Raw genomic sequence first — 14,797 nt, forward strand, 5'->3', positions numbered from 1 at the left:
CCGCATGACTATCCTCGACGCCACCCCCGCCGATCTGCCCGGCATCCTGGCCATCTACAACGATGCCGTGGCCAACACCACGGCCATCTGGAACGAAACCCTGGTCGACCTGGCCAACCGCCAGGCCTGGCTGCACGATCGCAACGCCGCCGGCTTCCCCGTGCTGGTCGCCCACGACGATGCGGGCGAAGTGGCCGGCTACGCCAGCTACGGTCCCTGGCGCGCATTCGATGGCTATCGCCACACCGTCGAGCACTCGGTCTACGTCCGTGGCGACCTGCGTGGCAAAGGCCTGGGCCCGGAGCTGATGCGGGCCCTGATCGAACGGGCGCGGGCGGCCGGCCTGCACGTCATGGTCGCCGGTATCGAAAGCGAAAACATCGCTTCGATCCGCCTGCACGAGCGCCTGGGCTTTACCGTCAACGGGCGCATGCAGCAGGTCGGTCGCAAGTTCGACCGCTGGCTCGACCTGACCTTCATGCAACGGCTCCTGGACTGATCGCCTAGCGAAGGCCGGCAGGCATGCCGGAAAACCCCGGGCAGCCAGAGGGCAGCTTATTCACGAGAAATCGACGAACGGCCCTCCCGGCGGCACATCAGCGGTTATCCTCAACCGCTCTATATAGCCACTCCCAGCCGTCCGGGAGGCTCCGCGAGAGAGCTGGCTGATAGTCATCGCCACCTGAACCAAACGCAACAGCGACCGTCCGTCAGCCTGTGCCACTGACGATCACCGTTATCGGGCTGAGCGCGCTACCAGCGTGAAAGCCACTCCTGCCAGCCCCAAGGAGTGAACGACGATGAAGCATCGGACTACCCTTTTGGCGAGCCTGTCGCTGCTGGCGTGCAGCGAACTGCAGGCTCAGGTCATGCAACGCGAGCTCGGCAGCTACGACCTGCAGCTTGGCACCAGCCCCGTCCGCAGCATGGCCCAGGGCTTGGTCAAGCCAGCGAAAAACGGCTCCTTCCACGGCGGCTTCGACCTCGCCAATGAACGCGGCTGGTACCTTGGCAGTTGGTCACCCAGCATGGGACTGGGCGACAGCCAGGCGGAATTCAACACCTACTCGGGCTTCAAGCGCCCGCTGGGCAAACGCTTCGGTTACGAGCTTGGCCTGATCCGCTACACCTATCCGGAGCTGCGCCAGAACGACAGCAACGAGTACTACGCCGGCCTGAGCCTGCTCGGCAGCCGCTTTGGCGCCGCTTTCAGCAATGCCCCTGGACGCACCGACAGCACGCTGCTGATGGACCTGTCGCTGCCACAACCGCTGGAACTGGGGCTGACGGTGAAGTACGCCACCCACCTGCTCGACACCCCCGTCAACCTGAGCGATGGCGGCAGTGTGCGCAGCTTCAACGACTGGTCGTTCAACCTGTCACGCCCTTGGGCCGGCGTGGATCTGAATCTGTCCTATACCAGCTCGAATCTTGGCGGGGTCGAATGTGCGGCCTACTCGGGGCACAACAGCTATTGCGAGAATTACCTGATGCTGAAGGCAGAACGGCAATTGTTCTGAGCGACACCCGCATGCCGGGGCTCGCCGTCTCGCTTGCAAAGTCGTCGTCCTGGTTGTCATATCCGATGATCACGTATTCGAGGACAACGCCATGGCAACCGGTTGGGCCCAGGACGGCGCCGTACAGGAACAGATCGACAGCACTATCGATGACGCGGTACAGCGCGCCCGTAGCCGCCTGCCGAAGGGCGAAAGCCTGAGTCACTGCGAAGAATGCGATGCGCCGATTCCAGAGGCACGCCGCCAGGCCGTGCCTGGCGTACGCCTGTGCATCAACTGCCAGGCCGAAGCCGACAAGGAAGACGCGCGATTCAGCGGCTACAACCGGCGCGGCAGCAAGGATAGCCAGCTGCGCTGAGTCATTCCTTGACGTTCATGTACTCACGCGCCCACTCCACATAGCTTTCCGGCTGGGTGTAGGTGTGGGTCAGCTCGGTGGCGCTCAGCTCCGAGGATTTACTGGTGATGTTGCGCTGCTCGCGCAGGCAATCGTAGGTCGCCTTGATCGCGGCGAAGTAGGCGCCGTGGCCATCGACGGCGATACGTACCCCCAGGTCGGCCAGACGCGCGTCATCCTGCAGGTTTGGATTGCCATAGGTCACCAGCATCAGCGGCACGCTCAGGTGCTCGGCGATCTGCTCCAGATGCTCGAAGTCACGCACCCCCACCATGCAGATGCCATCGGCGCCAGCGGCCTGATAGGCCTTGGTGCGGATGATGGTTTCCTCGGTCGACAACACGCCGGCGTTGGTCCGGGCAATGATCGCCAGGTCGGCATCCACGCGCGCCTCGATACCCGCGCGAATCTTGCCGACGCCTTCATCGACACTGATCAGGTCGGTGGATTTGCGGCCGAATTGGGCGGGCAGCAGGGTGTCCTCGATGGTCAGCGCGGAAATCCCGGCACGTTCCAGCTCGGTCACCGTACGCATCACGTTCAGCGCATTGCCGTAGCCATGGTCGGCATCGGCGAGGACCGGCAACTGGGCGACCCGGCCGATGCGCGTGGCCTGCTCGACGAATTCGCTGAGCGTGATGAGGGCGAAGTCAGGGGCCGCCAGCACCTGCAAGGACGCGACCGAGCCACCCAGAATACCCACTTCGAAACCGAGGTCGGCGGCGATGCGCGCGGACATGGGATCGAACACGGAGGCAGTGTGATAGCAGGCGCGGGATTCGAGGAGGGCGCGAAAAGAACGGCGCAACTCGTGGTGAGAGGCTCTACGCATGGCGGGTATTCCAACTTCTAGGGTCATGAATCGGTCTGTCGCATTAGCAAGACACGTACCTGTCTTGCGCGATTCGTATAAACGCTTATGGCACCTATAGGTTACTACTTATAGCTGGCGGAATCACGCCGAACACCCGCATGGAGTGGCGCCGTGCCGCCACTACAGACAAGCGGCGGCAGGCGACAGCACAAGCGGCATGAATTGCGCTATGCCGGGGCTTTCAGTTGCCCTGGGACTACCCTTACCGAGCATTCGTCTCATCGTTCGGTAGCGTGTCGAATCCATTTATTGATATGTTATTACATAAATAATAAAGGCCATCATCTTGAAGCACCACGCGCCGCGGCTTGCTGGACTCACGCTCGGACAACCTTTGCCAGCCGCGCCAGGGGCATGCCCGGCGCCCCCGCAACCCCAGCGTCAGCCTGCCCCTCAACCTCTGATCGAAAGGATTCACCATGCACGCCCCACTGAAAACCGCCGCCCTGCTGGCCCTGTTCATCGCCAGCCAGGCCGGTGCCCATGGCCTGTGGACCGAAGAACGCCGTGGCAACATCGAAGTGGTCTACGGCCACGGCGCCGAAGACAGCGCCTTCAAGGCCGAGAAAATCAAGGCCGCCTGGGCCTATGACACATCCGCGAAGATGATCCCGGTGACCATCCAGCGCCTGGCCGACCACGCCCGCCTGCAACCGCTCAAGCCACCGGCAGTGCTGGCCGTGATGCTGGACAACGGCCCTTGGTCGCAGACCCCGGACAAGCAGTGGGTCAACCAGGACCGCACCCAGGTCAAGAACGCCATCGAGTCGACCCACAGCTTCAAGTACAGCCTGGCGATCTACCAGGAAGGCGCGCATCTGCCCAAGCTGGACAAACTGCGCCTGGCGATCGTCCCGCAGAGCGACCCGCTGAAGGTCGGCCCCGGCAAGGAGCTTGAGGTACAGGTGCTGGTGGATGGCGAGCCCGCCGCCGACATCGAGTTGATCGGCGACTACCGGGGCGCGCCCCATGAAATAAGTGGCAAGACCGGCAAGGACGGCCGCGCGCGCCTCAAGGTCCGCAACGAAGGCCTCAACGTGATCGCCGCCGCGACCCGCATCGCCCAGCCCAAGGGGGCCGCTACCGATCAGGTCAGCCTGTTCGGCTCGTTGACCTTCCTTGGCGAACCGCATCACGAGTGATCGCCGACACGCGGCCTGCAATTGTGCGAGCAGGCCGCGTGACTCTCGCATAAAATGCGCGGCCGTTTTTTCTGCATCGCGAGCACGCAGCATGAGCCACGACCTTCCCGCCAACGCCCTGGGCATCGACTTCGGCACGTCCAACTCCACTGTCGGTTGGTGGCGTCCAGGCGTCGAGCCGCTGCTGGAACTGGAAGACGGCAAGATCACCCTGCCTTCGGTGGTGTTCTTCAACACCGAAGAACGCCGCCCGGTCTACGGCCGCCAGGCCTTGGCCGAATACCTCGATGGCTACGAAGGGCGCCTGATGCGCTCGCTGAAAAGCCTGCTCGGCTCCAAGCTGCTGAAAAGCGAAACCACCGTGCTCGGCAGTGCCCTGCCCTTCCGCGACCTGCTCGGCTTCTTCATCGGCGACCTGAAACGGCGCGCCGAGGCCCACGCCGGGCGCAGTTTCGATCAGGTAGTACTCGGGCGCCCGGTGTTCTTCGTCGATGACGACCCGGTCGCCGACCAGGAAGCCGCCAACACCCTGGTCGCCGTGGCCAACAAGCTCGGTTTCAAGGACGTCAGCTTCCAGTTCGAACCCATCGCCGCCGCCTTCGACTACGAGCGCACCATCACCCACGAGGAGCGCGTACTGATCGTCGATATCGGCGGTGGCACCTCGGACTTTTCGCTGATCCGCCTGTCACCCGAGCGCCGCAACCTCGTCGATCGCCAGAGCGACATTCTCGCGACCGGTGGCGTGCATATCGGCGGCACCGATTTCGACAAGCAGTTGAGCCTGGAAGGCGTGATGCCGCTGTTCGGCTACGGCAGCCGGATGAAGAGCGATGCCTTCATGCCGACCAGCTACCACCTCAACCTGGCGACCTGGCACACGATCAACGCGGTCTATGCGCAGAAGTCCCAACTGGCGCTACAGAACATGCGCTACGACATCGTCGACCCGACCGGCATCGACCGCCTGTTCAAGCTGATCGAAGAGCGTGCCGGCCACTGGCTGGCGATGCAGGTGGAAGATAGCAAGATCGCCCTGACCGAGCATGACAATCATCGCATCGACCTGAAACGCATCGAAGCCGGCCTCGACGTGCAACTCAGTCGCGCCTTGTTCGACCAATCCATCGATGCCTTGCTGCAACGCGTGCGCGACAGCATCGGCGAACTGCTCAAGCAGGCCGGCGTACAAGCCACCGAGATCGACACGCTGTTCTTCACCGGCGGCTCCAGCGGCATTCCGGCCTTGCGCCAGTCAGTCGCCGCCCTGCTGCCGAACGCCCGCGCCAGCGAAGGCAACACCTTCGGCAGCATCGGCAGCGGCCTGGCCATCGAAGCGAAGAAACGCTATGGCTGAGGCCGTGCCGCCGCGCTATCGTGGCGCCTTTCCTGTCAGGAGTCTGCCAATGCGCACCTTCGTCGCCCTGCTGATCGCCACGTTCCTGTTGACCCTGACAGGCTGCGATGGCGGCGCCAGCGCCGCCCTCGAAGCGGAAAACGCCAAGCGCCTGCAACAGCAGGAGCAGCAACTCAAGCAGCAGATCGACCAGGCCAACGCCGTGAATGAGCAGCGCCTGAAAGAGATGGACGACGCGACGAAGTAAGGCCGAACGACAGCCTTTTCGTAGAAGCAGGGAACGCCTAGAGTCTTAGGAATGCCGTGCCAGAACGCTCCACAGACGATGCCAGCACGGGCTCGCGATGTATCGACGTGATCCCATCCCGTCGTCTCCAGCAACCTTTCCGAGGCAGCGACATGGACGAGCATGAGCAGATTATTCTCGACGTCTGGCGCGACAACGCGGCGCCATGGACGCACGCCGTGCGCACACATGCCATCGCCAGCCGCAGGCTGGTTACCGATCGCGTCATCCTCGATACAGTACTGGCGCAACATCCGCGCCACGCAATCGACCTAGGTTGCGGCGAAGGCTGGCTGACGCGCGCACTGTCGGCCGAAGGGATCGACACGCTGGGTATCGACGCCATACTTTCTCTCGTCGAGTCGGCGCGAACGGCTGGCGGTGGCCGTTTCATCGCGATGGATTATGCCGAAGTGTCCAACGGCGCGCTGCATGAACGTGCCGACGTGGTGGTTTGCAACTTTGCGCTGCTCGGCGGCACGTCCGTCGATACGCTACTGCGTGCAGTCCCCGCCCTGCTCGAACCGGGTGGTGCGTTGGTTGTGCAAACCCTACATCCGTTCTCGGCCTGCGGCGATGCACCTTATGTTGATGGTTGGCGTGAAGGCTCCTGGCAGGGCTGCGGCGAGGGTTTTGGTAAAGCGGCCCCATGGTACTTCCGCACCATGCAAGGATGGATTGGAACGCTGAAGCAAGCCGGGCTGCGGCTAGCTGACATGCTTGAACCACCGTTGCCAGGAACGGGTCGACCTGCATCGCTGGTGCTAATAGCCAGGGTCTGTTGACGAGATAGCCGGCCTGCGCCTGAGGTTGCAGCCACCTTCTACAGCGGATCGGGTGCGCTTGATCTTGGCCATGATCACTCCGTAAACGACCCGTTTTCTGGGTGTCGGCGTAGTCCCGCCGACATCGCTGCTGGAGTCAGCGTGAAATAAAAAACGACGCCTGCGAAGGCGCCGTTTCCGTTCAGCTCACCGGGTCTCCAGCGCTTCTCATCGAGAGCGGTTAAAGCACCTGTTTCAGGGTCTCGATCAGCGCTTCGTTCTGCTCCGGCGCACCGATGGTGATGCGCAGGAACTGGGCGATGCGCTGCTGCTTGAAGTGACGCACGATCACGCCGTGCTCACGCAGCGCCGCCGCCAGCTCGCCAGCATCGCGCTGCGGGTGACGGGCAAAGATGAAGTTGGCCGCCGACGGCAGTACCTCGAAGCCAAGCCCCGACAACTGCTCGACCACCTGCTCGCGGCTGTCGATCACGGCCTGGCAGGTGCGCTGGAAGTAGGCCTTGTCCTCGAACGCAGCCGCCGCGCCGGCAATCGCCATGCGGTCCAGCGGGTAGGAGTTGAAGCTGTTCTTGATCCGCTCCAGCGCCTCGATCAGCTCAGGCTGCCCCACCGCCAGACCAACCCGCAGCCCCGCCAGGGAACGCGACTTGGACAAGGTCTGGGTCACTAGCAGGTTCGGGTAACGGTCGACCAGGGCAATCGCCGTCACCCCGCCGAAATCGATGTAGGCCTCGTCGACCAGCACGACCGAGTCAGGGTTCGCCTGCAGCAGGCGCTCGATGGCGTCCAATGCCAGCAGGCGACCGGTCGGCGCGTTGGGGTTGGGGAAGATGATGCCGCCGTTAGGCCGTGCGTAATCCTCTACCTGGATCTGGAACTGTTGGTCCAGGGCGATGGCCTCGTACTCGATGCCATACAGGCCGCAGTAGACCGGGTAGAAGCTGTAGCTGACGTCCGGGAACAGCAGCGGCTTGCCATGCTGGAACAGGCCGTGGAAGGCATGGGCCAGGACCTCGTCGGAACCGTTGCCGACGAACACCTGGGCGGTCTGTACGCCGTAATAGTCGGCCACGGCCTGTTTCAGCCGCTCGCCATTCGGGTCCGGGTACAGGCGCAGGTCGTCGCTCAGCTCCGCCAGCATCGCGGCGATGGCCTTGGGCGACGGGCCGTAGGGGTTTTCATTGGTGTTGAGCTTCACCAGCTTGCTCAGCTTGGGCTGCTCGCCCGGCACGTAAGGCACCAGGTCCTTGACGAAGGGGCTCCAGAATTTGCTCATTGCCCTTCTCTCCTCGAATTGGTTTTTGATCGTAGGTCTATCAGAACCTGCTCACGATCTGGCGAGCTAGAGCCATACAAGGCAAAAACAGGCGAGGACGCGGAGTTTACGAGTTGTAAATGAGCAGTCCGAGCCTGTTTTTAACGCAGTAGGGCCGACGCGCAGCAGATCGTGAACGGGTTCTTAGTTCTTGATCCGGTATTCGGCACTGCGCGCGTGAGCGGTCAGCGACTCGCCGCGAGCCAGCACAGACGCCACCTTGCCCAGTTCGGACGCGCCCTCGGCCGAGCAATGGATGATCGACGAGCGTTTCTGGAAGTCGTACACGCCCAGCGGCGAGGAGAAGCGCGCGGTGCCGGAGGTCGGCAGCACATGGTTCGGCCCGGCGCAGTAGTCGCCCAGCGCCTCGGCGGTGTAGCGGCCCATGAAGATCGCGCCGGCATGGCGAATCTGCGGCAGGTACTGTTCGGGATTTTCCACCGACAGTTCCAGGTGCTCCGGGGCGATACGGTTGGCGACTTCGATGGCCTGGGCCATGTCTTCCACCAGAATCAGCGCACCGCGCCCCTCGATGGAGGTGCGGGCGATGGCCTCGCGCTCCAGGCTCGGCAGCAGCCTGGCGATGCTTTCGGCGACCTTGTCGAGGAATGCCGCATCCGGGCTGACCAGGATCGACTGGGCGTCTTCGTCGTGCTCGGCCTGGGAGAACAGGTCCATGGCGATCCAGTCTGGATCGGTCTTGCCATCGCAGACCACGAGGATTTCCGACGGGCCGGCGATCATGTCGATGCCGACCTTGCCGAACACATGGCGCTTGGCGGTGGCGACATAGATGTTGCCGGGGCCGACGATCTTGTCCACCGGCGGCACGCTTTCGGTGCCATAGGCCAGGGCCGCGACAGCCTGGGCGCCACCGATGGTGAACACCCGGTCGACACCGGCGATGGCGGCGGCGGCCAGGACGATCTCGTTGATCTCGCCGCGCGGGGTCGGCACCACCATCACCACCTCGGGCACCCCGGCGACCTTGGCCGGGATGGCGTTCATCAGCACCGACGACGGATAGGACGCCTTGCCGCCCGGCACGTACAGGCCGGCGCGATCCAGCGGCGTGACCTTCTGCCCCAGCACCGTGCCGTCGGCTTCGGTGTAGGTCCAGGAGTCCTGCTTCTGTTTCTCGTGGTAACTGCGTACGCGTGCGGCGGCGACTTCCAGGGCCTGACGCTGCTCGGCGGTGATGCGGTCCAGGGCCAGTTCAAGTCGCTCACGCGGCAGGATCAGGTCAGCCATCGAAGCCACGTCCAGGGCATCGAAACGCTGGGTGAACTCGACCACGGCGGCATCGCCGCGCTCGCGCACGGCCTTGATGATGTCGAGAACCCGCTGGTTCACGCCATCGTCCGACACGCTTTCCCAGCTCAGCAGATGATCCAGATGATGGGCGAAATCCTGGTCAGCGGCATTGAATCGGCGGATGGCAACGGGAACGGTCATAGCGGGCCTCATGATTGGCAATTGCTCAGGCGCCCGTAGAGTACCAGCCGCTCCGTGCGGGCACCTGAGAAAAGTGGCTATGACACGGATAGACGGGCGCGGCACGAAACCGCGCGAAGGTTACGCCGGGTGTCGGGACTCGACCGCTTTGCGCAGCGTGTCGATCAGCGCCTGGATGCGCGCGTGCTGCATCTTCATCGAAGCCTTGTTGACCACCAGGCGCGAACTGATCTCGGCGATCAGTTCCTGCGGCTCCAGGCCGTTGGCGCGCAGCGTGTTACCGGTGTCGACCACGTCGATGATCTTGTCGGCCAGGCCGACCAGCGGCGCCAGCTCCATCGAACCGTACAGCTTGATCACATCGACCTGGCGGCCCTGCTCGGCGTAGTAGCGCTTGGCGACATTGACGAACTTGGTGGCCACGCGCAGACGTCCCTTGGGCTCCGTCGCGCCGACCTTGCCAGCGGTCATCAGCTTGCAGTTGGCGATGCGCAGGTCGAGCGGCTCGTAGAGTTGGCCGTCGTACTCCATCAGCACATCCTTGCCAGCCACGCCGAGGTCGGCGGCACCGTGCTCGACGTAAGTCGGCACGTCGGTGGCACGAACGATCAGCAGGCGCACGTCATCCTGGGTGGTGGGGATGATCAGCTTGCGGCTCTTTTCCGGATTCTCGGTCGGCACGATGCCCGCCGCCGCCAGCAGCGGCAGGGTGTCGTCGAGAATGCGGCCCTTGGATAAGGCGATGGTGAGCATGAACAGTCCTTACTAGCCCGGCACGCGACGGATCTTGGCGCCGAGAAGCTGCAGTTTCTCCTCGATGCACTCGTAACCACGGTCGATGTGGTAGATGCGGTCGATCAGCGTGTCACCTTCGGCGACCAGCGCGGCGATCACCAGGCTGGCGGAGGCGCGCAGGTCGGTAGCCATCACCGGAGCACCTTTCAGCGACGGTACGCCAGTGACCACGGCGGTGTTGCCCTCGACCAGGATCTGCGCGCCCATGCGGTTCATTTCATAGACGTGCATGAAGCGGTTCTCGAACACCGTCTCGATCACGGTGCCGGTGCCGCTGGCGACCGCGTTGAGGGAGATGAACTGGGCCTGCATGTCGGTGGGGAACGCCGGGTACGGCGCGGTGCGCACGTTGACCGCCTTGGGCCGCTTGCCCTTCATGTCCAGTTCGATCCAGTCCTTGCCGGTGGTGATTTCAGCACCGGCTTCCTGCAACTTGGAAAGCACGGCCTCGAGGATGGTCGGGTCGGTGTCCTTGAGTTTGACCCGGCCACCGGTGGCAGCTGCGGCAACCAGGTAGGTGCCGGTCTCGATGCGGTCGGGCATGACGTTGTAGCGACCGCCACCCAGGCGCTCGACGCCATCGATGACGATGGTATCGGTGCCGGCACCGCTGACCTTGGCGCCCATGGCGTTGAGGAAGTTGGCCAGGTCGACCACCTCCGGCTCGCGCGCGGCGTTTTCCAGCACGGTCTGGCCGCGCGCCAGGGCGGCGGCCATCATGATGTTCTCGGTGCCGGTCACGCTGACGATATCGAAGAAGAAGCGTGCGCCACGCAGGCCGCCTTCCGGCGCCTTGGCCTTGATGTAGCCGCCTTCGACGGTGATATCCGCGCCCATGGCTTCCAGGCCACGGATGTGCAGGTCGACCGGACGCGAACCAATGGCGCAACCACCGGGCAGGGCCACTTCGGCCTCGCCGAAGCGCGCGACCATCGGGCCGAGCACCAGGATCGAGGCACGCATGGTCTTCACCAGTTCATAGGGCGCGACCAGGGTCTTGATGCTGCTGGCGTCGACCTCGACGGCGAGTTTCTCGTCGATCACCGGCTGTACGCCCATACGCCCGAACAGCTCAATCATGGTGGTGATGTCGTGCAGGTGCGGCAGGTTGCCCACGGTAACCGGCGTATCGGCCAGCAGGGTGGCGGCCAGGATCGGCAGGGCGGCGTTCTTCGCACCGGAAATGCGGATCTCGCCGTCGAGACGGATACCGCCGCTAATAATCAGTTTGTCCATTCGGATCTCTTGCCCGCAGGCTCAGGAGCGTTCGGCCCAGGAGGCCTCGCTGAAGAATTTCATGGTCACGGCATGGATGCTGCCATCGGCGATCCACGGGTTCAGGTGCGCATAGATCTGCTGCTGACGCTTGACCGGACTCAGCGCAGCCAATTCGTCACTGATCAGGTTGAGCTGGAAATTGCAGCCCTCGCCTTGCACTTCGACGCGGGTCCCGGACAGCTTCGCTTCCAGGAGGCTTTTCACTTCAACGGCCTGCATGTTCAACCTCGATCGGCGCTAATCGCTAATTATGTTCATTGGCGGGCCATGGCTCGCGGGCCGGCCATGATACAAAAAAGCCCCCCACCTGCGAAGCCCACCAGGGGCGCCGCTGACGGAGGGCCTTGACGCGGGCTCAGTGGCCCGGCGCCAGAATCTCGAGCAGGCCGGAGACCTTGGCGATCCCCTGCATGTCATCGGGCATGTTACAGACACTGAGGGTCTTGCCAGCCTCGCGGGCATCGCGCATCAACGCCAGCACCAACGACAGGCCGACACTGCTGGAATGCTCGACGCCACTGCAATCGAGCAGCAGTTTGCTGGCCGCGGCGCTCTTGACGATCTGCCGGCCCTCCTCGCGCAACGCCGGGCCGGTGCTGTAGTCCAGAACGCCGGAAAGCTTCAGCTCACCGCCGCTGCCAGCGGCAATCAGCGCGTCACTCATGCCCGGCCGCCTTCTGGCCTTCTTCGGTCTGCTTGGCCTTGGCGATCAGGTCGGTCCAGCCCGCGATGGTCTTGTCCAGGTCATTGCCATTGCGCTGCATGCTGTCGGTGAACTGGTCACGGAACAGTTTGCCGATGTTGATCCCGTTGATGATCATGTTGCGCAGCTTCCACTGACCATCGACCAGCGACATGGTGTAGCTGACCGGATAGACCGCGCCCTTGCCGTCGCGCACTTCCATGCCGACGCTGGCGCGGTCGTCTCCGTCAGCCTTGGCCGGCAGCACACGGATATCCTGGTTGTCGTATTCGAGCAGGGCATTGCCGTAGAACTGCATCAGGCTGCGCTTGACGCTTTCCTCGAAGCGGCTCATCTGCTCCGGCGAGGCCTGGCGCGAATACTTGACGGTCATGATGCCCCGGGAAATCCCCTCGCTGTCGACCACCGGCCCCAGATTGGCATCCAGGGCATCGTAGAACGCCTGGGGATTACGCTTGTACTCGGCCTTGTTCGACTTGAGATCGGAAAGCAGGCGCGTGCTGGTCTGCTGCACCACATCGTGGGCATTCGGCGCCGCCATGGCCAGCAGCGGCAGGCAGGCCAGCAAGGCAATGAAAGCGCGACGCAAGGTGTTGATCATGCTGAAGGTCCTCATTTGCTGTCTTTGTTCACCGAGTTGATCAGGAACTTGCCGATCAGGTCTTCGAGCACCAGGGATGACTGGGTATCGCGAATCGTGCCGCCATCCTGCAAAACCTTGTCCTCGCCGCCGACACTGATGCCGATGTATTTCTCGCCGAGCAGGCCGGCCGTCAGGATCGAGGCGGTGGAGTCCACCGGCAGGTTGTCGATGCGTTTTTCCAGTTCCATGGTGACTCGTCCGGTGTAGGTGTCGCGATCGAGGTCGATCGCGGTGACCTTGCCGATGGTCACACCGGCCATGGTCACTTTGGCTCTGACAGTCAAACCGGCGATATTGTCGAAGCTTGCGTAAAGCCTGTAGGTGTCCTGCGAGGCGCTGGCGGTCAGGCCGCTGACGCGCAGGGCCAGGAGCAGCAGGGCCAGCAGTCCGGCCAGGAGGAACAGGCCGACGCCGATTTCCAGGGAGCGGCTTTGCATCAGAAATCTCCAAACATCAGGGCGGTCATTATGAAGTCGAGGCCAAGCACGGCCAGCGATGCGTAGACCACGGTTTTGGTCGTGGCGCGACTGATGCCTTCCGAAGTCGGCTCACAGTCATACCCCTGGAACACGGCGATCCAGGTCACCACGAAGGCGAATACCACGCTTTTGATCACACCGTTCAGCACATCCTCGCTGAACTGCACGCTGTTCTGCATGTTGGCCCAGAACGAGCCTTCGTAGACACCGAGCCAGTCGACCGCGACCATCGCCCCGCCCCAGATGCCGACCACACTGAACATGGCGGCCAACAGCGGCATGGAGATGAAACCGGCCCACAGGCGTGGCGCGATGATGTACTTGAGCGGGTCGACGCCGATCATTTCCAGGCTGGAGAGCTGCTCAGTCGACTTCATGTTGCCGATTTCCGCCGCCAACGCCGAGCCGGCACGCCCCGCGAATAGCAGGCCGGTCACCACCGGCCCCAGCTCGCGCAGCAGGGTCAGCGCGACCATCTGCCCGACCGCCTGCTCCGAGCCGTACTTGGCCAGGATGCTGATGCCCTGCAGGGCCAGCACCATGCCGATGAAGAAACCGGAGACTAGGATGATCGGCAGCGACAGCACACCGACCGCGTAAAGCTGGCGGATCAGCAGTTGCGTGCCATGGCGAAAGCCGTCGCGCCCGAACAGTGCGGCCAGCAGGAACATCACCGAGCGGCCGAGCGAGCGCAGCACGTCGATCCCCGAGCGGCCCAGCAGGGCAATACGCTGCACCAGGGTTTTACGGCGCATCAGCGACCCCCCATCAAATCATCGAAATATGCAGGCGCCGGATAGTGGAACGGCACCGGGCCATCCGGCACGCCACGAATGAATTGCTGGATACGCGGGTTATCGGACTCTCTCAGCTCCGCCGGCGTGCCTTGACCGAGTACCTGGCCATCGCCGACCACATAGATATAGTCGGAAATGCTCGCGGTCTCGGCCAGGTCATGGGACACCACCACGCTGGTGATACCCAGGGCATCGTTGAGCAGGCGGATAAGGCGCACCAGCACGCCCATGGCGATCGGGTCCTGGCCGACGAAAGGCTCGTCGTACATCAGGATCTGCGGGTCGAGGGCAATCGCACGCGCCAGGGCGACGCGGCGCTTCATGCCGCCGGACAGTTCGTCCGGCATCAGTTCGAAGGCACCGCGCAGGCCGACGGCCTGCAGCTTCATGAAGACGATGTCGCGAATCATCTCGTCGGGCAGGCGCGTATGCACGCGCAATGGGAAAGCCACGTTCTCGAACACGTCCAGATCGGTGAACAGCGCACCGCTCTGGAACAACACGCCGAATTGCTTGCGCACATCGAAAAGCTCGGCACGCGACAGGGTCGGCAGATTCTGACCGTTGACCCACACCTCGCCACTCTCCGGCCTCAACTGGGCGGCGATCAAGCGCAGCAGCGTAGTCTTGCCGCTACCGGAAGGCCCCATGATCCCCGTGACCTTGCCACGGGGGATACGGATATCGACGTTATCGTAGATGGTGCGTGTGCCGCGCCTGAAGGTCAGCCCCTTCAGTTCGACGGCATAGCCATTATCGGCGCTCATCCAAACTCCTTGTTATGCAGCCTGGTCACGGAAAGACGTCGCCTCACACCCTAAGGGCACACGCGAAGCCAGGCCGAACAGGCCGCGCAATATAGCATCGCCAGCCCCTCGTCCCAACGCGCTGCAATGATTTCAGGCAATTTTCGCCATCAAAAAGCATCAATCCCCCTGAGCGGTCTTTCGGTTTATAATCGCCGACTTTTC

At 63.2% G+C, this 14,797-nt stretch carries 18 protein-coding genes; 7 read left to right on the plus strand and 11 right to left on the minus strand.

Annotated elements, in window-relative coordinates; translation table 11 throughout:
- Positions 1-4: 4 nt before the first annotated feature.
- From ACSZPK_RS12300 to ACSZPK_RS12310, 3 genes are all read left to right on the plus strand, one after another.
- Positions 5-499, plus strand: coding sequence for an N-acetyltransferase family protein (locus ACSZPK_RS12300; RefSeq protein WP_437881748.1), 495 nt, complete (start codon positions 5-7; stop codon positions 497-499).
- 301 nt (positions 500-800) lie between these two features.
- Complete coding sequence (locus tag ACSZPK_RS12305; protein ID WP_437881749.1) at positions 801-1,520, plus strand: TorF family putative porin; 720 nt, start codon at positions 801-803, stop codon at positions 1,518-1,520.
- A 91-nt stretch (positions 1,521-1,611) separates the two neighbouring features.
- Positions 1,612-1,878: a DksA/TraR family C4-type zinc finger protein gene (locus tag ACSZPK_RS12310; RefSeq protein ID WP_437881750.1), complete on the plus strand. Its 267-nt coding sequence runs from the start codon at positions 1,612-1,614 to the stop codon at positions 1,876-1,878.
- Position 1,879: 1 nt separating this feature from the next.
- Here the strand turns inward: ACSZPK_RS12310 and ACSZPK_RS12315 are convergent, their stop codons facing one another.
- Complete coding sequence (locus ACSZPK_RS12315; RefSeq protein WP_437881751.1) at positions 1,880-2,749, minus strand: isocitrate lyase/PEP mutase family protein; 870 nt, start codon at positions 2,747-2,749, stop codon at positions 1,880-1,882.
- A gap of 461 nt (positions 2,750-3,210) precedes the next feature.
- Between ACSZPK_RS12315 and ACSZPK_RS12320 the strand changes: the two genes are divergently transcribed.
- From ACSZPK_RS12320 to ACSZPK_RS12335, 4 genes are all read left to right on the plus strand, one after another.
- Positions 3,211-3,933: a DUF4198 domain-containing protein gene (locus ACSZPK_RS12320; protein ID WP_437881752.1), complete on the plus strand. Its 723-nt coding sequence runs from the start codon at positions 3,211-3,213 to the stop codon at positions 3,931-3,933.
- A 91-nt stretch (positions 3,934-4,024) separates the two neighbouring features.
- Positions 4,025-5,290 (plus strand): Hsp70 family protein, encoded by a 1,266-nt coding sequence (locus ACSZPK_RS12325; protein ID WP_437881753.1) that lies wholly within the window; start codon positions 4,025-4,027, stop codon positions 5,288-5,290.
- Between the two features lie 49 nt (positions 5,291-5,339).
- Positions 5,340-5,537 (plus strand): hypothetical protein, encoded by a 198-nt coding sequence (locus ACSZPK_RS12330; RefSeq protein WP_437881754.1) that lies wholly within the window; start codon positions 5,340-5,342, stop codon positions 5,535-5,537.
- 152 nt (positions 5,538-5,689) lie between these two features.
- Complete coding sequence (locus tag ACSZPK_RS12335) at positions 5,690-6,361, plus strand: class I SAM-dependent methyltransferase (RefSeq protein ID WP_437881755.1); 672 nt, start codon at positions 5,690-5,692, stop codon at positions 6,359-6,361.
- 220 nt (positions 6,362-6,581) lie between these two features.
- On the opposite strand, the gene hisC is transcribed toward ACSZPK_RS12335, so the two are convergent.
- The 10 genes from hisC to ACSZPK_RS12385 form a co-directional block, all read right to left on the minus strand.
- Complete coding sequence (gene hisC, locus ACSZPK_RS12340; RefSeq protein WP_437881756.1) at positions 6,582-7,637, minus strand: histidinol-phosphate transaminase; 1,056 nt, start codon at positions 7,635-7,637, stop codon at positions 6,582-6,584.
- Between the two features lie 183 nt (positions 7,638-7,820).
- Entirely contained in the window at positions 7,821-9,131 is a 1,311-nt protein-coding gene (hisD, locus tag ACSZPK_RS12345) for a histidinol dehydrogenase (RefSeq protein ID WP_437881757.1), read from the minus strand.
- A gap of 120 nt (positions 9,132-9,251) precedes the next feature.
- Positions 9,252-9,884, minus strand: a complete 633-nt coding sequence (gene hisG, locus ACSZPK_RS12350) for an ATP phosphoribosyltransferase (protein ID WP_437881758.1) — start codon at positions 9,882-9,884, stop codon at positions 9,252-9,254.
- A 12-nt stretch (positions 9,885-9,896) separates the two neighbouring features.
- The gene (gene murA / locus ACSZPK_RS12355) at positions 9,897-11,162 is read right to left on the minus strand and encodes a UDP-N-acetylglucosamine 1-carboxyvinyltransferase (protein WP_437881759.1); all 1,266 of its coding nucleotides are present in this window, start codon (positions 11,160-11,162) and stop codon (positions 9,897-9,899) included.
- A gap of 21 nt (positions 11,163-11,183) precedes the next feature.
- The gene (locus ACSZPK_RS12360) at positions 11,184-11,423 is read right to left on the minus strand and encodes a BolA family protein (protein ID WP_437881760.1); all 240 of its coding nucleotides are present in this window, start codon (positions 11,421-11,423) and stop codon (positions 11,184-11,186) included.
- Between the two features lie 136 nt (positions 11,424-11,559).
- Positions 11,560-11,868 carry an STAS domain-containing protein gene (locus ACSZPK_RS12365; protein ID WP_437881761.1) on the minus strand — a complete coding sequence of 103 codons (309 nt, stop codon included), beginning with the start codon at positions 11,866-11,868 and terminating at the stop codon, positions 11,560-11,562.
- Entirely contained in the window at positions 11,861-12,508 is a 648-nt protein-coding gene (locus ACSZPK_RS12370; protein WP_437881762.1) for an MlaC/ttg2D family ABC transporter substrate-binding protein, read from the minus strand. The genes ACSZPK_RS12365 and ACSZPK_RS12370 overlap by 8 nt, the downstream gene beginning before the upstream one ends.
- A gap of 11 nt (positions 12,509-12,519) precedes the next feature.
- A complete protein-coding gene (mlaD, locus tag ACSZPK_RS12375) occupies positions 12,520-12,987 on the minus strand; it encodes an outer membrane lipid asymmetry maintenance protein MlaD (RefSeq protein WP_437881763.1) in 468 nt (155 codons plus the stop codon).
- Positions 12,987-13,784 (minus strand): lipid asymmetry maintenance ABC transporter permease subunit MlaE, encoded by a 798-nt coding sequence (gene mlaE / locus ACSZPK_RS12380; RefSeq protein ID WP_437881764.1) that lies wholly within the window; start codon positions 13,782-13,784, stop codon positions 12,987-12,989. The genes mlaD and mlaE overlap by 1 nt, the downstream gene beginning before the upstream one ends.
- A complete protein-coding gene (locus ACSZPK_RS12385) occupies positions 13,784-14,593 on the minus strand; it encodes an ATP-binding cassette domain-containing protein (protein ID WP_437881765.1) in 810 nt (269 codons plus the stop codon). The genes mlaE and ACSZPK_RS12385 overlap by 1 nt, the downstream gene beginning before the upstream one ends.
- Positions 14,594-14,797 lie beyond the last annotated feature (204 nt).

Origin of the sequence: Pseudomonas sp. LRF_L74 (assembly GCF_965644255.1) — a bacterium.
In the GTDB taxonomy this organism is placed as follows: domain Bacteria; phylum Pseudomonadota; class Gammaproteobacteria; order Pseudomonadales; family Pseudomonadaceae; genus Aquipseudomonas.